Here is an 18276-nt window from a genome sequence, read left to right on the forward strand (position 1 = left end):
GATGCCATTGTCGGGCGATGGCAAGATGGCCCGCATGCCCAACTTGACCCGTCGCGCAGTTCTGCGCCTCGGCGTCGGTGCGGCTGCCGGCGCTGCCGGTGCTGTAGCCCTCGCCTCCGCCCCGGTCTCACCCGCCAGCCCGGTGTCTGCCCCGACATTCACCACCGGCTCATTCGTGTCCGCCGCGCGCGGCGGGACGAACACCAACTGGGCCATCGCGCGCCCACCCGGTCAGACTGGCAAACTCCGTCCGGTTATCGCGTTGCACGGCAAAGGGCAGGATGCGGCCGGCGTGATGGCCGGCGGAGTGGAACAGGGCTTGGCCGACGCGGTGGCGGCCGGGCTGCCGCCGTTCGCGGTCGTCGCGGTCGACGGCGGCGGAAGCTATTGGCACAAACGGGCGTCCGGTGAGGACTCAGGCGCGATGGTGCTCGACGAGCTGATCCCGATGCTCGGCGATCAGGGCCTGGACACCTCACGGGTTGGGTTCCTCGGCTGGTCGATGGGCGGCTACGGGGCGTTGCTGCTGGGCTCACGGCTCGGGCCGGGCCGCACCGCAGCGATCTGTGCGGTCAGCCCGGCGCTCTGGACGTCCTCGGGCGCCGCTGCGCCCGGCGCCTTCGACAGCGCAGCCGATTACGCCGCCAACAGTGTGTGGGGCCAGAGCGCGCTGGGATCGATCCCGATCCGGATCGATTGCGGCAACAGCGATCCGTTCTACTCGGCCACCAAGCAGTTCATCGCCGAGCTGCCCAATCCGCCGGCGGGTGGCTTCTCCCCCGGCGGACACGACGGCAGCTTCTGGAGTTCGCAGCTGCCCGCCGAGATCTCCTGGATGGCCCCGCTGCTCGTGGCCTAGTTGGCTAGACGCTGATCCGACCCTCGGCGGCGGCCAGACCGATGTCGGTGCGGAAGTGGCTGCCCGGCAACCGGATCGACTTGACGAGCGCATATGCCGCATCACGTGCGGCGGGCAGGTCCGCCCCGGTGCCTACCACCGAGAGCACCCGGCCGCCCGAGGACACCACTTCGCCGTCCTCACGGCGCGCCGTGCCGGCATGCAGCACGCCATCGGCTTCCGATCCGTGGATGACGTCGCCGACCCGCGGCCGGCCCGGATAGTTCTCGGCGGCCACCACGACGGTGACGGCGTAGCCGTCGCGCCACTGCAGCTCACCGAATGAGGCGAGTTCGCCGGTGGCCGCGGCGTTCAGCAGTTGACCGAGCGGCGAATCAAGCAGCGCCAGAACCGATTGCGTCTCCGGATCACCGAAGCGGCAGTTGAACTCCACCACCGCCGGGCCGTTCGACGTGATCGCCAAACCCGCGTACAGCAGACCCGAGAACGAGCTGCCGCGCGCAACCAATTCCGCGGCAACGGGTTTCACCACCTCGTCGACGATCTGGTTCTTCACCGAGTCCGGCAGCCACGGCAACGGGGCGTAGGCGCCCATGCCGCCGGTGTTCGGCCCGGTGTCGCCGTCGCCGACGCGCTTGAAGTCCTGCGCGGGCAGCAGTGGCACGACGGTGGCGCCGTCGACCACGCAGAACAGCGACACTTCGGGACCGTCGAGGAACGACTCCAGCAGTACCGGGTGCCCCGAATCGAGCAGGCTGGCGGCATGCGCCCGGGCGGCGTCGCGATCGGCGCTGACCACCACGCCCTTACCGGCGGCCAGGCCGTCGTCTTTGACCACCCAGGCGGCCTGACCGGCCGACGGGCCGAACCGGTCCAGTGCCGCGTCGAGGTGGGCGGGGTTGTCGACGATCTCGCTGCTCGCGGTACGGACGCCGGCCGCGGCCATGACGTCCTTGGCGAAGGCCTTGGAGCCCTCGATGCGGGAGGCGTCCTTGCTCGCTCCGAAGCAGGCGATTCCGGCGGCCCGGACGGCGTCGGCCACTCCGAGCACCAGCGGAACCTCGGGGCCGATCACCACAAGGTCACTTCGCAGGCGCTGCGCCAGCTTCACCACGGCCTCGCCGGAGGTGATGTCGACGTCGTACTGGTCGGCGATGGACTGGGTGCCGGCGTTGCCGGGGGCCACCGCCAACTCCTCCACCTGCGGATCGCGGCGCAGGGCCAGCAGCAGGGCGTGTTCACGGGCACCGGATCCGATAACGAGGACGCGCACGGTCGTAGCGTAGCGGGAAACCTCCGGGCATACACTTGACGCCGCAGTGTATGGTCGAACGCAGAAATGTGCTCGCCGTCACACGAGGAGATGATCCGGCTTGACCACGATGAATGCCTGCCCGTTCGGCGCCGACGGTGATGTCCCCCCAGTCGCTTCGCTCCTACCCCCGGGGATGGACTTCACCGATCCCGACGTCCTGCTCCGCGGAATCCCCGTCACCGAGTTCGCCGAACTGCGCAAGACCGCGCCCGTGTGGTGGAACGAGCAGGATGAGTCGATCTTCAATGACGGCGGCTACTGGGTGATCACCCGCCACGAGGACATCAAGACCATCTCCCGCGACGGCGGCGCGGTGTGGTCGACCAACGCCAAGGGCGCCGTCATGCGCCTCCCCGAAGGCGTCACCTCAGAACAACTCGACCTCACCAAGGCACTGCTGATCAACCACGACGCGCCCGAGCACACCCGGCTGCGCAAACTGGTGTCACGACTGTTCACGCCGCGTTCAGTGGCTGGGTTGGAAGAGAAACTGGCCGTGGCGGCCCGCAACATCGTGGCGGCGGCGGCCGAGAAGGACACCGGCAATTTCGTGGACGACGTGGCCATGAGCCTGCCGCTGCAGGCCATCGCGGACCTGATCGGCGTACCCGAGGAAGACCGGGAGAAGCTCTTCCACTGGACCAACGCCATCATGAATACCGACGATCCGGATTTCGACAGCGATCCGACCATGGCCAACGCGGAGCTCATGGGCTACGCGTACAACATGGCCGAGCAGCGCCGGAACTGCCCGGCCGATGACATCGTGACGCGCCTGGTGCAGGCGGATGTCGATGGCGACTCGCTCGGCGAGGTGGAGTTCGCGTTCTTCGTGATCCTGCTGGCCGTGGCAGGCAACGAGACCACCCGCAACGCCATGACGCACGGGATGAACGCGTTCCTCGAAAACCCCGACCAGTGGGAGCTTTTCAAGCGCGAACGGCCCGAGACCGCCGTTGACGAGATCATCCGCTGGGCCACCCCCGTGCACTGCTTCCAGCGCACCGCTCTGGTCGACACCCAGATCGGGGATGTCACCGTGAAAGCCGGCCAGCGCGCCGGCCTGTTCTACAGCTCGGCCAACTTCGACGAAGACGTCTTCGACTCGCCCTTCACGTTCGACATCCTGCGCAACCCCAACCCGCACCTGGCCTTCGGTGGCAACGGCGCGCACTACTGCATCGGCGCCAATTTGGCCCGCATGGAGATCAAGCTGATGTTCAACGAGATCGCCGATCAGATTCCCGACATCACCAAACTGGGCGAGCCGCAACGTCTTCGGTCCGGATGGATCAACGGGGTCAAGGACCTGCCGGTGTCCTATCACCGTTGACCGACTGCTTGGCCTGTCGGTTGTTCTAGGATTCGCCCATGCGTACGCACGGGTGGGCCGGCTCGGCGCCGGCCACGGACGACGAGGCGATTGCCCGCATCCTGGCCGCAGCCGGGAAGGCGATCGACGAGCGCGGGGCGGATTTCTCGATCGCCGACGTGGCCCGCACCCTCGGCGTCACCCGCCAGACCGTCTACCGCTATTTCCCTAGCACCGATGCCCTGCTGGTCGCGGCTGCCGTCCATGCAGCCAGTGACTTCCTGGACCGGTTGGCGGCGCACATCAAGGGCATGACCGATCCGGTGGAGGCGGTCACCGAATCCATCGCCACCTCGCTGGAGTGGTTGCCCCAGGACAAGCACATCGGTTTGCTCGTGGCTCCCGGGCGTGCGAACGCGCACACCGAGTCGGTGACGTCGGATGTCGCAGTCGACTTTGCCCGCGCCATGCTGCACAAGATGGACGTCGACTGGGCCGAGGTGGGGTACTCGGACGCCGAACTCGATGAGCTCGCCGAGCACCTACTTCGGATCATCCAGTCGTTCGTCATCGACCCGGGCCGGCCGCCCCGCACCGGAGCGGCCCTGCGCGGCTATCTGACGCGGTGGGTCGGTTCGGCCGTGGTGGGCGGCCGTGTGACGTCCGACAGGCGGCCGGCGGGAATCTGAACCTGTATCCGCCTTCAGCGTCGTTCGAAATGCTGGTAGTCGACCGGGTCCCGCCAATGCCCACCCCACCGCCAGCCGCGCTCGCCGAAAGCGCGCACGACGACGTCACCATCGCGGATCATCCCCTGATCGGTGCGGGTGCGGTCCAGGTACTTCCGGGCCGTGGTCGGCTGCAATTCACCCGAGGCCGAGATGAACGGATTGATCAGCGGGTTGACGTCCACCGCGCGACCGTAGGCATGCAACGACCATGATCCGTTCGCCAGCGACCGGCAATTGAACGCCGAGGTGTTGTTGTCCTGCATGGACAGTTCATCATCGGCACGCGGATAGTTCTCCACCGTGCGAATCTTCTCGATCGGGAATCGCGCCGCATACAGATCCCCGAAGATCCCGATCACGTCGCTGACCGCGTCACGGTGCACCACCAGCTCACCCCGGTGCGAGCGCCCGCCAAACCCGATATACGACAAGGTAATTCGGCGAAGGTCGGCTGGCGGCACCGGACATCCGGGACGCCAGCTGACACCCAGTGCGGCCGCGTCCACCGGCCGAACATGCGCGGGTTGCATCGCCGCGGAACTGGGCTGCGGCGCGCCGACGGCAGGCGACTGCATCCTCGGCTCCGGCGCATCATCGGCACAGCCCGCCATGCACCCGGCGAACACACCGACCACCAGGGCACAGGCGCGGACCGTTGCGATGCCCACCCAGCCACTCTAGGTCGCGAATCGACGGACTTCCGTGGACGCCGAAACGAGAAATTGGCGCCCGAGCGACCCTCGACCGGAATTTAGACTCGAGCCCTCGACACAGCTGAGGGGCGGTGAAGCATGGGGAACAGAGGTAGGGCGACACTGGCCCGGGCCCGTGCGGCAGCGTTCTGCTGTTGCGTTTCGCTGTTACCGGCTTGCAGCGTCGGCATATCCGTGAAGTTCAACGCACCGAGCACCGCCGCCGCCGCCGCAGCCACAGTGCTTCCCGTCGAAGACGTGCGCAGCATCTCCGGAGTGGCGGAATTCCATGAAGTAGCCGAGTTGGATGTCGCCGCACCGGCTGCCATCCCGAACACACCCGCTGGGTGCCGCGGACTGTTCGACCCACCCACCGTGTTCGGCGCCGACTGGGAACAGTTCCGCGCCGCAGGCTACAGCGCATTGCTCGACGCTCCGGTGCTCCCCATCATGGCCGACGTTCGCCAAGCAGTGGCCGTCTACCCGGACTCGACCACAGCGCAGACGAAATTCGACCGGCTCACGGACGCGGTACCCGACTGCACCAAGGCAGGTACCGGATACCACCGGCGCACGGTGCAGAGCCCTGATCGGAACACCCTGCTGCTCAACAGCGAAGAAGCCGACGGCCCCTACACCACGTACCGGCTCACCGGCACCACGCTGATCAGCACGACCGCACTCGGACTTCCCGACAGCGAGCGCGTCGCTCGGGAGGTACTCGACGATCTGGAACGAGCGCAGCGGTAAAGGACTGCCCCTGAGGGCTAAACCACCGTCAGCGGCAGGGACTTCCGCGGCTCGAACACAAACGATGCACCACCGCTGAACTTCGCCACTGCGACCTCACCGAATTCCTTTTTCGCGGTCTCGGTTTCGATCACCCGAGCCGTCCACTCCTGGTCTGAACCGATGACCTCGACGGAGAGGTGCGCGTCGACGGCGGCGACGATGGCCTCCAACGGCCGGGTCTCGGCAGGCCCGGCCAGGGACACCCAGGCACCGTCTTCATGGGCCGGGGAACGCCGCACCGACACCGTGTCGGGGCCGAACTCGGCATCGACGTATGCCACGGGATTGAACATCGGATGCAGTTCGAGTACCCGCATCGCACCTTCGATACCGCCCGGCAGATTCAGTGCCCGGTGAATACGCTCGGCACCCAGTCCCGCCACGCCGATCAGCTGCTTGGTGCAGATGTCGGTGGCCAGTGCGGTGTCCGCGCCGGCGCGTGCCCCCACCGCCAGGATGAACGACAGGTTCAGCAGATGCATCTGCAGGCACACCTCGTCGGCGATGCGGACCAGCGCCGAGTGAGAGAACGCCGCGAAGTCGAAGTCCGACAGCAGCGGCCCCGAGTAGTCCGATGCGCCCTCGTCAGAGGTGTCGATGGGGTCCAGAACCGTTCGGGCAGCACGAGTCCGGCCGATCACCTCGAGCGCCGGGATGTCATCGACCTCCGGGTAGGACTCGTCGATGATCACGGTCCAGGCGCAGTGTGGCTGCCGGTCGGCCGGGGTCCGGGGCGGCCGGTGAATCGGGCGCACCTGGCATTTACGGTTGGTGGCCAGCGCGGTGGCATCGAAAGTGGGGTCCTCGATGTCGTGGCACATGCCGCGCACGTAGTCCTCACCCATCGGCTCGACGTCGAGCAGCGCCCCACAGTGATCGAGGTGGAACTCGCCGTGCCAACGATCGTGAACCGTATAGCGGAAATCCATGAACTGCGGCGGGGCACCGATGTCGAGCTGCAGGCCCTTGAAGATGGTGATGATGTCGACGCCCTCGTATTTGAGCGCCTTCTGCATCCGCCTGGTGTAGATCGGGCTGGCTGCCGCCCACTCCTCGATGGCGATCTGCAGCATTTCCGGTCTGCCGAAATTGCTGATGCACCAAGCCATCCCGGAGCGGTCGATCATCTGCCCCATGAGCAGCAGCTCGGGAACCAGGGTGACCAGCTCGTCGCGGGTCAGCGAGGCGTACCTACTTGTCATCGAGCTCGCTCCCGGTGTTCATCTTCACGGCGGCGTTCACGTTGGCGCGCCGATCCTCGTCAAGCCCCTTCTCAGCGGCCTTGCGGCGCTTGGCCACCACCTTGGACACCGTGCCGTTGAGGCCGGAACCGAGCGGGAAGCCGAGGTACTGGGTGAGGAAGATGGCGATGTCCTTGAGCTCTTCCTCGGTGAACTCCCCGTTGAGCAACGCGGCGTTGACCTGGATCTCGGCGAGGTCCTGCGAGCCGACGGCAGTCACCGCCGACAACGTCATCAGCCGCTTCTCGCGCATGGACAGTCCGGGCTTGGTCCAGATGGTGCCGAAGAGGTGGTCGACCGTCAGATCGAAGTAGGGGTCCCCTTCGATGTTCGGCATCTCCCAGCCGTAGACCTCGTTCATCTTGGCCAGGCCCTTGGCGCGCAACTCGTCCATTTCTCGATCCTCTCTAACCGACTTCGCCGTGTGAAGCCGTGTGCGGCACACCGAGTCCGGCGGCCAGGTCACGCAGGGCGATCTCGGCCAGCGGCAACTCGACGCCGGTGGCCTCGCCGAGCCCGAGCGCCAACCGCAGGTCCTTCTCGGCCAGCCCCCGCGTGTGGACGAACATGTCGTAGATCCAGTGGTCCGACGGCAACGGTGACGTGTCGTCACGAACCATGATCGCGCCCGGCCCGCCGCTCTGCGCATCACTGTGCCGCACCACGCGGCCGAGCTTCTGCAGGTCGATCCCCGCCGCCTCGGCGAGCTTCTGCGCCTCGCATGCGGCGGCGAAGCCGATGAACGTCAACATGTTGCGGGCGATCTTCATCCGCGTGCCCGCTCCGGGTTCTCCGGCGCGGACCACCATCGAGGCCCACTTCTTGAACACGGGCTTGACCAGGTCGTACGCGTCGTCATCTGCGCCGACCATGACGGCCAGTTCGCCCTTGTCGGCCGCGCCGGCCCCTCCGCTGACCGGAGCATCGACGATACGAATGCCCTTGGGTCGCAGCTGGTCTGCCAACTCTCCGGCAGTGCCCGGCTCGATCGTGGAGTGGATGGCGATCACGGTGCCGGGCTTCGCATGAGCGGCGAGTTCGGCCACCACGTCGCGCACCTGCGCGTCGGTCAGCACGGTGACACTGATGACGTCGGCCACCGAGACTCCGGCAATGCCGTCCGCAGAGGTCGCCCCGAGCTCCACCAGCGGCGCCATCGCCTCGGCGCGCACGTCGAACACGACGAGTCCGCCAGGCCAGTCGGCAAGCCGCTTGGCCATCGGTGCGCCCTGATTGCCCAGGCCGATGTAGCCGAGTTTCAGCGCGGTGCTGGTTTGCTCCTCGCGCGAGCGCTCGTCGGTCATGACCGGATGATCTGTCCGCCGTCGACGTTGAAGATCTGGCCGGTGATCCACTTCGCCTGATCACTCAGCAGGAACAGGCACATGCCGACCAGATCCTCCGGTTGGCCCATGCGCGACAACGGGATTCCCTTGACGATGTCGTCCACCATCTCCTTGGGAGTGGTGGTGCGGTTGGCCTCGGTGTCGATGGGGCCGGGCGCGATGGCGTTGATCCGGATGTTCTGGCCGCCGAGCTCACGTGACAGCTGCTGGGTCAGGCCGTTGATGCCGACCTTGGCCAGACCGTAGTAGTTGGCGTACAGCCAGGCTGCCGTCGATGACTGGTTGACGATCGCACCGCCGCCACGCTTGGCCATCTTGCGGTACACCGCACGGGTACACACCAGCGCGCCGTCGAGGTTCACGCTCATGAACTTCTTGTAGTAGTCCCAGTCGACGGTGAGCAGGAAGTCCAGCTTCATGCCGCCGAAGATCGCGGCGTTGTTCACCAGGTAGTCGATGCCACCGAACTCCGAAAGCGTCTGCGCCGCCATGTCCTTGGCCGAGTCGATGTCGGAAACGTCGACGCGCACCGCGAGCGCGTTACCGCCCTCGCCCTTGATACCGTCGGCGACCTTCTGCGCGCCTTCGGTGTTGATGTCGGCGACCACGACGGCCGCCCCCTCACGTGCCAGAGCTTCGGCGTAGGCCTGGCCGATACCGCCGCCCGCGCCGGTGACGATGGCCACCTTGCTGTCGAACTGTCCCATGTCTCATTCCTTTCCGGCCGACTGGCCAGTCATGCCACGGTTCTCACGAGATCGCGTGGCACAACTGGCCGCTCGACATCAATTAGCCAGGGTCGCGATGGTCTTGATCTCGGTGTACTCCTCGAAGCCGGCCAGGCCCATCTCGCGGCCGACCCCGGACTGCTTGTAGCCGCCGAAGGGTGCATCTGCCGAGTACCAGATGCCGCCGTTGACGTTGACGGTGCCGACGCGCAAGCGCGCCGCCACAGCCTGGGCACGGTCGTCGTCGCCGGAGAACACCGTGCCGGACAGGCCGTACGGCGAATCGTTGGCGATCCGCACCGCATCGTCGTCGCCATCGTGGGCGATGACGGTCAGCACGGGCCCGAAGATCTCCTCGCGCGATACCCGGGCATCGTTGTCCAGGCCGGCGATCACGGTCGGCTCGATGTAGAACCCGGTGTCGAGATCCGCGGGACGTCCACCGCCGCACGCGAATCGGCCGCCCTCCTGCAACGCCAGATCCAGGTAGGACTGCACGCGGTCGCGCTGACGAGCCGAGATGAGCGGGCCGCACACCGTGCGCTTGCTGTTGGGGTCGCCCGGCTTGATGCCGCCCAATGTGGCTGCCGCGGCCTCGACCGCCTCGTCGTAACGGGCCCGTGGGACCACCAGGCGCGTGGTGATCGCGCAACCCTGACCCGCATGCATGGCCACCGTGAAGGCCGCCATCGAGCAGGCGCCGGCCAGGTCGGCGTCGTCGAGCACCAGGAAGGCCGACTTGCCGCCGAGCTCCAGGAACACCTTTTTGAGGGTCAGAGCCGCGTCCGTCATCACCGCACGTCCGGTCGCGGTGGATCCGGTGAACGAAACCATGTCCACCCGAGGATCTTTGGACAGCAGCGCGCCCACCGAGTGATCACTGGAGGTGACAACGTTGATCACGCCGGCCGGGAAGTCAGTCTGCTCGGCGATGATCTGGCCGATGGCCGCGGCCGCCCACGGGGTGTCCGGGGCCGGCTTGAGGATCAGGGTGTTGCCTGCAGCCAGCGCCGGGCCGACCTTGGCCAGGTTGATCTGGTGCGGGAAGTTCCACGGCGTGATGGCACCCACGACGCCGACAGCTTCACGGGCCACCACCCGATTGGTCGGAATGCCTTGCGGGGTGGCGTGTCCCAGGTCGGTGCGCCACTGGTAGTTCTCAGCGGTGTCTGCCGAGAAGGCCAGATCGTCGATCGGCCCTTCGAGCTGGGCACCGGCGGTGAGCATGCGCGGGGCGCCCACCTCGGCGATGGTCAGTTCCCGCAATTCCTCGACATTTTCGCGCAGCGCATCCCGCAGCTGCCGAAGGCAGCGCACTCGGAGCGCGGTGTTCGTCGACCAGTCCGTGTCATCGAACGCCCGACGCGCGGCGTTGATGGCGTTGCCCATGTCCTCGGTGTTCGCATCGGCGGCGACGCCGAGCACCTCCTCGGTGGCGGGGTTGACGGTCTCGAAAGCTCCACCGCCCCCGGCGACCAGCTTGCCGTCGATAAGCAGTTGACTCTGGCGATCGGCCAGTACCGGCATCGGTGAACTCCACTTCACGAATTCTGGACAACTGTCCGGCTGTCTCGTCTCGAACGATAGCCGCAGACAATGTCGAGCCGCAAGGCCGTACCCCACCGAGCCCTGTCCCTCCTAGAAATGCACTGCTCATCGCGGCAGGTGGGGATCCATACTTGCTCAACCTCGACATCGTCGGATAACTTGGACATGTGTCCAGCGATGCGGTGTCCGCAGTCACAGAACCAGCTCCGGAGCCAGGCAAGGAAGCCCCGCGCAACCGTCGGCAGGAAGAGACCTTCCGCAAGGTCCTGACCGCCGGAATCGAAATGTTGCGCGAGTCGTCCTACGCCGATCTGACGGTGCGCGCGGTCGCCGCACGCGCCGGGGTCGCCCCCGCCACGGCGTACACGTACTTCTCGTCGAAGAACCACCTGATCGCGGAGATGTACCTGGACCTGGTCAGCCAGTGTCCGTACTTCACGGACGTGAACGACTCCATGACCACCCGCGTCGACAAGGCGCTGCGCGCGTTGACCCTGGTGGTCGCCGACGAGCCCGAGGTCGCTGCCGCCTGCACCACAGCCCTGCTGGGCGGCGGCACCGATCCGGCGGTGCGCAAAGTGCGCGACCGCATCGGAGCCGAGATCCACAAGCGCATTCGTTCGGCCGTCGGGCCGGATGCCGATTCCCGCATCGTCTCCGCCCTGGAGATGACGTTCTTCGGCGCCCTGGTGAATGCCGGCAGTGGCGCGTTCACCTACCACCAGATTGCCGACCGATTGACCTACGTGGTCGGTCTCGTCCTCGGAGAGGACAGATGAGCATGAGCCTCGGAGGAAACCAAATGAGCCACGTCGTCGGAGAAAACCAAATGAGCCACGTCGTCGGAGATGACAAATGAACCTGAGCCAAGTCGAGCCGATCCTCGACCCGTACGACTACGACTTCCACGAAGACCCGTACCCGTACTACCGCCGCCTGCGTGACGAGGCGCCGCTGTACCGCAACGACGAGCGCAATTTCTGGGCGTTGTCCCGGCACAAGGACGTCGTCGCCGGCTTCAGAAACAGTGTTGCGCTGTCCAACAAGCACGGCGTCGCGCTCGACCCGATCTCACGCAACGACGAGGCCCACCGGGTGATGTCCTTTCTCGCCCTGGACGATCCGGCCCACCTGCGGTTGCGGACCTTGGTGTCCAAGGGCTTCACGCCACGGCGGATCCGCGAGCTGGAGGGCCGGGTAACCGAGATCGCGGTGCAGCATCTCGATGAGGCGTTGCAGAACAACAGCTTTGATTACGTCGACGACTTCGCCGGGAAGCTCCCGATGGATGTGATCTCCGAGCTCATGGGTGTGCCGCAGGAGGACCGGGTGCGCATCCGTGCCCTGGCCGACGGTGTGATGCACCGCGAAGATGGCCTCGCCGACGTTCCCGAATCGGCCATCGCCGCATCGGGTGAGCTGCTGGTGTACTACGCCGACATGGTCAAGCAGCGCCGCAAGGCAACCAGCGACGACCTGACCTCCGCACTGGTGGAGGCCGAGATCGACGGCGACAAGCTCACCGACGACGAGATCATGGCGTTCCTGTTCCTCATGGTGGTCGCCGGCAATGAGACCACCACCAAACTGCTCGCCAATGCCGCGTATTGGGGCTACAAGAATCCCGATCAGCTGGCCCCGGTATTTGACAACCATGACCTGATCCCACTGTGGGTCGAGGAGACGCTGCGGTACGACGCCTCCAGCCAGATCCTGGCCCGCGCGGTGGTCGAGGACATCGACTTCTACGACACCACCGTTCCCGCGGGTGATGTGCTGATCCTGCTGATCGGCTCAGCCAACCGCGACGAGCGCGTTTTCGAAAACCCAGACAAGTACCAGATCGGCCGTGACATCGGTTCGAAGCTGGTGAGTTTCGGCAGCGGTGCCCACTTCTGCCTGGGCGCGCACCTCGCCCGTATGGAGGCCCGGGTGGCGCTGACCGAGTTGTTCAAGCGAATCCGTGGATACGAGGTGGATGAATCCGCAACCGTGCGGGTGCATTCCAGTTCCGTTCGAGGATTCGCGCATCTCCCTATCTCGGTGTCCCACCGATGAGACCTATTGCGGTGTCCCCCACACAAACCCATCAACGTAAAGGCACGTAAATGGCCCGATTCGAACCTCATCCCGACCGCAGACCGGCCATCGTGGCCGGTGCGTCTTCCGGCATCGGCGCCGCCACGGCGACAGAGCTGGCCGCACACGGCTTCCCGGTCGCCCTCGGCGCACGCCGTGTGGAGAAATGCCAGGAATTGGTCGACCAGATCACGGCTGCCGGTGGAGAGGCGGTCGCGTTGCCGCTCGACGTCACCGACGCGCAGTCGGTCAAGTCGTTCGTACACAGCGCCACCGAGGCCCTCGGCGATATCGAGCTGCTGGTGGCCGGTGCCGGTGACACGTTCTTCGGCCAGCTTCACGAAATCAGCACCGACGAATTCGAGAATCAGATCCAGATTCACCTGATCGGGGCGAATCGCCTCGCCACTGCGGTGCTTCCGGGCATGGTCGAACGCCGGCGTGGCGACATCATCTTCGTCGGCTCTGACGTGTCCCTGCGGCCGCGGCCGTACATGGGCGGCTACGGCGCGGCCAAAGCCGGCCTACTGGGCATGGCCAAGACCCTGCAGATGGAACTGGAGGGCACCGGTGTGCGCGCCTCCGTTGTCCATCCCGGACCTACCAAGACCGCCATGGGCTGGAGTGCGCCGATGGACAAGGTCGGCGAGATGCTCGAGGACTGGGCCAAGTGGGGCCAGGCGAGGCACGACTACTTCCTGCGCGCAGCCGATCTCGCGCGGGCCATCACCTTCGTCGCGGAAACCCCGCGCGGCGGCTTCATCGCCGAATTGGAGATTCAGCCCGAAGCTCCGCTCGCCGATGTCAAGGATCGCCAGAAGCTGAAAGTGGAAGGCTGAGAAGCATAATGACAAGCTCAGAACTCAAGGAAGTGCAACGCGTTTCGGGTGGTGAAGGCGAGGAACACGGCCACCTCGAAGAATTCCGCACCGATCCGATCGGGCTGATGCAGCGCATCCGTGACGAGTGTGGCGATGTCGGTTGGTTCCAGCTCGCCGACAAGCAGGTGCTTCTGCTGAGCGGAGCACAGGCCAACGAATTTTTCTTCCGCTCCAGCGACAGCGAGCTCAACCAGGCCGAGGCCTACCCGTTCATGACCCCGATCTTCGGCGAAGGTGTGGTGTTCGACGCCGACCCGGAGCGACGGGCCGAGATGCTGCACAACACCGCCCTGCGCGGTGAGCAGATGAAGGGCCACGCGGCCACCATCGAGAACGAGGTCAAGAAGATCATCGCCGATTGGGGCGACGAGGGCGAGATCGAGCTGCTCGATTTCTTCTCCGAGTTGACGATCTACACCTCGACGGCCTGCCTGATCGGGCTGAAGTTCCGCGAGCAGCTCGACCGCCGGTTCGCCGAGTACTACCACCAGTTGGAGCGCGGCACCGACCCGCTGTGCTACGTCGATCCCTACCTGGACATCGAGAGCTTCCGCATCCGTGACGAGTCGCGAGTCAAACTCGTTGCGCTGGTGCAGGAAATCATGAACGGTCGGATCGCCAACCCGCCGAAGGGCAAAGAGGATCGCGATCTGCTCGACGTGCTGGTGTCCATCAAGGATGAGGAAGGCAATCACCGGTTTTCTGCCAACGAGGTCACCGGCATGTTCATCTCGCTGATGTTCGCCGGGCACCACACCAGCTCGGGTACCTCGTCGTGGACTCTCATCGAACTGCTGCGCAACCCCGACGTATACGCACAGGTGCAGCAAGAGCTCGACGAGCTCTACGCCGACGGCCAGGAGGTGAGTTTCCATGCGCTGCGCCAGATCCCGAAGCTGGACAACTCGCTCAAGGAAACTCTCCGCCTGCATCCGCCGCTGATCATCCTGATGCGGGTGGCCCAGGACGAGTTCGAGGTTGCCGGTCACCCGATCCACAAGGGCCAGATGGTGGCGGCCTCGCCGGCAATCTCCAACCGGATCCCGGAGGACTTCCCCGACCCCGACGCCTTCGATCCCGCCCGCTACGAGAAGCCGCGACAGGAAGACCTGATCAACCGATGGACCTGGATCCCGTTCGGGGCGGGCAAGCACCGTTGCGTGGGTGCCGCGTTCGCCCAGATGCAGATCAAGGCGATCTTCTCGGTCCTGTTGCGCGAGTACGAGTTCGAGATGGCGCAGCCGTCGGAGAGCTACCAGAACGACCACTCCAAGATGGTCGTGCAGCTGGCCCAGCCGGCCAAGGTCCGCTACCGCAGGCGTGTTAAGGCCTGAAATGGGCTGCTACCGCGTTGAGGTCGACGAGGATCTGTGCCAGGGCCACGCCATGTGCGAGCTCGAAGCACCGGACGTGTTCCGGGTGCCCAAACGCGGCGTCGTCGAGATCCTCGATCACGAACCACCCGACGACATGCGCGCGGCCGTCGAGATGGCTGTCGAAATGTGTCCTACCCAAGCACTATCCGTAAAAGAGAAGGAAGGCTGACAATGGCGTCATTCGAGCGTGCCAAGCTGGAGGACTGGGTCGAGCGTTGGCTTCAGGTCAACCGCGACGCCGAGAAGGCCGGCGATTGGAAACCGTTGGCGGACTTCTACACCGACGACGCAACCTACGGCTGGAACATCGGCCCCAAGGAAGACGTCATGTGCGTCGGGATCGACGAGATCCGCGAGATCGCGTTAGGCCTGGAGATGGCGGGACTGGACAACTGGACCTACCCCTACCAACGCACCCTCATCGACGACAAGCAGGGCGAGATCGTCGGTTTCTGGAAGCAGATCGCCACCGACGGCGACGGCAATCAGGAGGAGATCTACGGCATCGGCGGCAGCTGGTTCCGGCTGGCCGACGTTGACGGCGAACCCAAGATCGAGTGGCAGCGTGACTTCTTCGACTTTGGCCACGTGCAGAAGCTGTATCTGAAGCTCATGGAGAACGGCAAACTCTCCGAGGGCATGCAGAAGCGCATCGAGCGGTCGCTGGCCGGGGAGAAGCTGCCCGGCTACTACCCGCTCGGTGAGGCTCCCGTCAAAATCTGGTAGTTCCCGGCCAAGCAGTTGCTTGGGGGTGGGTGTGACCCACGCAACTAATGGCTCTAGTCTGTGGTCAACGGCTCTAGTGGAAGGCACACGCGATGAAGACCAAAGGCGCTCTCATCTGGGAGTTCAACCAACCGTGGTCGATCGAGGAGATCGAGATCGGTGACCCCGTCAAGGACGAGGTCAAAATCCAGATGGAAGCCTCGGGCATGTGCCATTCCGACCACCACCTGGTGACCGGTGACATCCCGATGGCAGGTTTCCCGGTGCTCGGCGGCCACGAAGGCGCCGGCATCGTGACCGAGGTCGGCCCGGGCGTCGACCACATCCAGCCCGGCGATCACGTCGTGCTGTCGTTCATCCCGTCCTGTGGTGAATGTCCGGCCTGCCAGGAAGGTCTGCGCAACCTGTGCGACCTCGGCGCACTGCTGCTGAGCGGGACGGCCGTCTCCGACGGCACCAACCGCATCCACGCGGTCAAGAACGGTCAGCCCGTCATCCCGATGACCCTGCTCGGCACGTTCAGCCCGTACATGGTGGTGCACAAGAGCTCGGTCGTGAAGATCGATCCGTCCATCCCGTTCGAGGTGGCCTGCCTCGTGGGTTGCGGTGTCACCACCGGTTACGGCTCCGCCGTCCGTAGCGGCGATGTCCGCCCCGGCGACGACGTCGTGATCGTCGGCGTCGGCGGTGTCGGCACCGGCGCGCTGCAGGGCGCGCTGGCCGCCGGTGCGCGCAACGTGTTCGCCGTGGATCCCGTTGAGTTCAAACGGGACAACGCGCTCAAGTTCGGTGCCACCCACGCTTACCCGGACATCTTCTCCGCCATGGCCGGCGTCGCCGAAGTCACCCAGGGCCGGATGGCGCACAAGACGATCGTCACCGTCGGTGAGCTCAAGGGCGAGGACATCGACCACTACATGAACATCACCGCCAAGGGCGGCACCGTGGTCGCCACCGCGGTCGCCAACATGGCCGAAAGCGACGTCAAGCTCAACCTGTCGATGCTGACGCTGCTGCAGAAGCGCCTGCAGGGCACCATCTTCGGCGGCGGCAATCCGCACCACGACATCCCGCAGCTGCTGAGCATGTACAAGGCCGGCCGGCTGAACCTCGATGACATGGTCACCCGGCAGTACAAGCTCGAGCAGATCAACGACGGCTACGCCGACATGCTCGAGGGCCGCAACATCCGCGGCGTCATCCGCTACACGGACGCTGATCGCTAGCCATTTGCCCGCGAAACGGCATTCCAGCAGAAAAAGATCGAGTGCCCCCCTGCTGGAATGCCGTTTCGGCATTTACGGAGGAATTTCGTGACCGAAACACAAACCGAGACACCCGTAGTCCTCGCCTCACGGTCGTCGTGGAGGTGCGTGCAATCCGGCGACCGCGAGGGCTGGCTGGCGCTCATGGCCGAGGACGTCGTGGTCGAGGACCCGATCGGTGAGGCCGTCACCAACCCCGACGGCACGGGCGTGCGCGGCAAGGAAGCCCTTGGCGCGTTCTACGACGCCAACATCGGGCCCAACGAGCTGACCGTCACCTGCGAGGAGACGTTCCCGTCCAGCTCGCCCAGCGAGATCGCCTACATTCTGGTGCTGCGCACCAAGTTTCCCAACGGGTTCACCGCCACCGTGCGCGGTGTCTTCACGTACAAGGTGAACGACGCAGGGCTGATCACCAACCTGCGCGGGTACTGGAACATGGACGCCATGGAGTTCGCAGACGCGTCAGAAGAAGGCAAGAACTGACCGGCGGAACGCTCGCCGGCCGCGGTGCGATCGTGGTCGGCGGCACCCGTGGCATCGGCTTGGCGGTCGCCGAACTACTGGCCGCTCAAGGCGCCGGAGTCGTGGTCAACGGCCGTGACTCCTCGGCAGTCACAGCCGCCGCCGAAGCCATTTCCGGTGTGGCCCATGCTGGTTCACCCGCCGACCCGGCGGTGGCCGACGCGCTCGTCGACACCTGTGTGGCCGAGTTCGGCCGCATCGACATCCTGGTCAACTGTGCCGGTACCGCCGAGCCGGCCGGGTCCTCGATCCTGAATGTGTCCAGTACCGAATTTCACGATCTGCTCGACGCCCACCTGGGCACGGTGTTCGAGACCTGCCGCGCCGCGGCGCCGAAGATGGTGGCCCAGGGCGGTGGCGCCATCGTCAACACCAGCTCGTTCGCCTTCCTCGGCGACTACGGCGGCAGCGGCTATCCGGCGGGCAAGGGTGCGGTCAACGGGCTGACCCTGGCCATCGCCGCCGAACTCAAGGAACACGGGGTACGGGCCAACGTGGTGTGCCCGGGCGCCCGCACCCGCCTGTCCACCGGATCGGACTACGAACAGCACATCGCCGACCTGAATCGGCGTGGTCTGCTCGACGACGTCAGCATGCAGGGTGCTCTCGACGCCGCACCGCCGGAGTATGTCGCCCCGACGTACGGCTACCTGGTCAGCGACCAGGCCAAAGACGTGACGGGCCGCATCTTCATCGCCGCGGGCGGGTTCATCGGCGAATTCGCCCGGCCCTCAACCGGTTTCATCGGCTACCGGGACCACCACAGTGCGCCGCCGTGGTCGGTCGACGAACTGCACGGACTGATCTCCGGAGCATCGGGGACGTAAGGCGTAGGGCCGGATCGCGGGCTCACTATGCTT

Annotated in this window: 20 protein-coding genes; 13 read left to right on the top strand and 7 right to left on the bottom strand. The window is 65.6% G+C overall.

All coding sequences use genetic code 11. The annotated features are described in order from the left end of the window. Positions 1 to 25: 25 nt before the first annotated feature. The gene (locus QQ25_RS26925) at positions 26 to 859 is read left to right on the top strand and encodes an alpha/beta hydrolase (protein WP_039325380.1); all 834 of its coding nucleotides are present in this window, start codon (positions 26 to 28) and stop codon (positions 857 to 859) included. Between the two features lie 4 nt (positions 860 to 863). Here the strand turns inward: QQ25_RS26925 and purD are convergent, their stop codons facing one another. Further along, entirely contained in the window at positions 864 to 2132 is a 1269-nt protein-coding gene (gene purD / locus QQ25_RS26930) for a phosphoribosylamine--glycine ligase (RefSeq protein ID WP_039325307.1), read from the bottom strand. A gap of 109 nt (positions 2133 to 2241) precedes the next feature. On the opposite strand from purD, the gene QQ25_RS26935 reads away from it, so the two are divergent. Then, a complete protein-coding gene (locus QQ25_RS26935; protein WP_052236097.1) occupies positions 2242 to 3507 on the top strand; it encodes a cytochrome P450 in 1266 nt (421 codons plus the stop codon). 38 nt (positions 3508 to 3545) lie between these two features. Further along, complete coding sequence (locus QQ25_RS26940) at positions 3546 to 4175, top strand: TetR/AcrR family transcriptional regulator (RefSeq protein ID WP_039382119.1); 630 nt, start codon at positions 3546 to 3548, stop codon at positions 4173 to 4175. A 14-nt stretch (positions 4176 to 4189) separates the two neighbouring features. Here the strand turns inward: QQ25_RS26940 and QQ25_RS26945 are convergent, their stop codons facing one another. Continuing rightward, entirely contained in the window at positions 4190 to 4885 is a 696-nt protein-coding gene (locus tag QQ25_RS26945) for a M15 family metallopeptidase (protein ID WP_039382121.1), read from the bottom strand. Positions 4886 to 5104: 219 nt separating this feature from the next. On the opposite strand from QQ25_RS26945, the gene QQ25_RS26950 reads away from it, so the two are divergent. Beyond that, positions 5105 to 5659 (top strand): sensor domain-containing protein, encoded by a 555-nt coding sequence (locus QQ25_RS26950; RefSeq protein WP_039382124.1) that lies wholly within the window; start codon positions 5105 to 5107, stop codon positions 5657 to 5659. Positions 5660 to 5676: 17 nt separating this feature from the next. Here QQ25_RS26950 and QQ25_RS26955 read toward each other — a convergent pair whose 3' ends face one another. The 5 genes from QQ25_RS26955 to QQ25_RS26975 all read right to left on the bottom strand — a co-directional run bounded on the left by QQ25_RS26955 (position 5677) and on the right by QQ25_RS26975 (position 10543). Beyond that, positions 5677 to 6903, bottom strand: coding sequence for a hypothetical protein (locus tag QQ25_RS26955; protein ID WP_039325316.1), 1227 nt, complete (start codon positions 6901 to 6903; stop codon positions 5677 to 5679). Next, positions 6893 to 7336: a carboxymuconolactone decarboxylase family protein gene (locus QQ25_RS26960; protein ID WP_039325318.1), complete on the bottom strand. Its 444-nt coding sequence runs from the start codon at positions 7334 to 7336 to the stop codon at positions 6893 to 6895. The genes QQ25_RS26955 and QQ25_RS26960 overlap by 11 nt, the downstream gene beginning before the upstream one ends. 13 nt (positions 7337 to 7349) lie before the next feature. Then, a complete protein-coding gene (locus tag QQ25_RS26965) occupies positions 7350 to 8246 on the bottom strand; it encodes an NAD(P)-dependent oxidoreductase (RefSeq protein WP_052236098.1) in 897 nt (298 codons plus the stop codon). After that, positions 8243 to 8995, bottom strand: a complete 753-nt coding sequence (locus QQ25_RS26970; RefSeq protein WP_039325320.1) for an SDR family oxidoreductase — start codon at positions 8993 to 8995, stop codon at positions 8243 to 8245. Before QQ25_RS26970 ends, QQ25_RS26965 begins: the two co-directional genes overlap by 4 nt. Positions 8996 to 9073: 78 nt before the next feature. Further along, positions 9074 to 10543 (bottom strand): aldehyde dehydrogenase, encoded by a 1470-nt coding sequence (locus QQ25_RS26975; RefSeq protein WP_039382712.1) that lies wholly within the window; start codon positions 10541 to 10543, stop codon positions 9074 to 9076. A gap of 188 nt (positions 10544 to 10731) precedes the next feature. Between QQ25_RS26975 and QQ25_RS26980 the strand changes: the two genes are divergently transcribed. The 9 genes from QQ25_RS26980 to QQ25_RS27020 all read left to right on the top strand — a co-directional run bounded on the left by QQ25_RS26980 (position 10732) and on the right by QQ25_RS27020 (position 18243). Further along, positions 10732 to 11343 carry a TetR family transcriptional regulator gene (locus tag QQ25_RS26980; protein ID WP_039325322.1) on the top strand — a complete coding sequence of 204 codons (612 nt, stop codon included), beginning with the start codon at positions 10732 to 10734 and terminating at the stop codon, positions 11341 to 11343. 76 nt (positions 11344 to 11419) lie between these two features. Continuing rightward, the gene (locus tag QQ25_RS26985) at positions 11420 to 12622 is read left to right on the top strand and encodes a cytochrome P450 (protein ID WP_039325324.1); all 1203 of its coding nucleotides are present in this window, start codon (positions 11420 to 11422) and stop codon (positions 12620 to 12622) included. Between the two features lie 50 nt (positions 12623 to 12672). After that, positions 12673 to 13482 carry an SDR family oxidoreductase gene (locus QQ25_RS26990; protein WP_039325326.1) on the top strand — a complete coding sequence of 270 codons (810 nt, stop codon included), beginning with the start codon at positions 12673 to 12675 and terminating at the stop codon, positions 13480 to 13482. A gap of 8 nt (positions 13483 to 13490) precedes the next feature. Beyond that, on the top strand, positions 13491 to 14858 hold the full coding sequence (locus QQ25_RS26995; RefSeq protein WP_039325328.1) for a lanosterol 14-alpha demethylase: 1368 nt from the start codon (positions 13491 to 13493) through the stop codon (positions 14856 to 14858). A gap of 1 nt (position 14859) precedes the next feature. After that, entirely contained in the window at positions 14860 to 15069 is a 210-nt protein-coding gene (locus QQ25_RS27000; protein ID WP_039382128.1) for a ferredoxin Fdx, read from the top strand. Between the two features lie 2 nt (positions 15070 to 15071). Beyond that, the gene (locus QQ25_RS27005; RefSeq protein ID WP_039382129.1) at positions 15072 to 15626 is read left to right on the top strand and encodes a Cif family virulence factor; all 555 of its coding nucleotides are present in this window, start codon (positions 15072 to 15074) and stop codon (positions 15624 to 15626) included. 92 nt (positions 15627 to 15718) lie between these two features. Beyond that, on the top strand, positions 15719 to 16852 hold the full coding sequence (locus QQ25_RS27010) for an NDMA-dependent alcohol dehydrogenase (protein ID WP_039325333.1): 1134 nt from the start codon (positions 15719 to 15721) through the stop codon (positions 16850 to 16852). A gap of 87 nt (positions 16853 to 16939) precedes the next feature. Continuing rightward, the gene (locus QQ25_RS27015) at positions 16940 to 17377 is read left to right on the top strand and encodes a nuclear transport factor 2 family protein (protein WP_039382132.1); all 438 of its coding nucleotides are present in this window, start codon (positions 16940 to 16942) and stop codon (positions 17375 to 17377) included. A gap of 29 nt (positions 17378 to 17406) precedes the next feature. Beyond that, on the top strand, positions 17407 to 18243 hold the full coding sequence (locus QQ25_RS27020; protein WP_039325336.1) for an SDR family NAD(P)-dependent oxidoreductase: 837 nt from the start codon (positions 17407 to 17409) through the stop codon (positions 18241 to 18243). The last annotated feature ends 33 nt before the right edge of the window (positions 18244 to 18276 follow it).

Origin of the sequence: Mycolicibacterium setense (assembly GCF_000805385.1) — a bacterium.
In the GTDB taxonomy this organism is placed as follows: domain Bacteria; phylum Actinomycetota; class Actinomycetes; order Mycobacteriales; family Mycobacteriaceae; genus Mycobacterium; species Mycobacterium setense.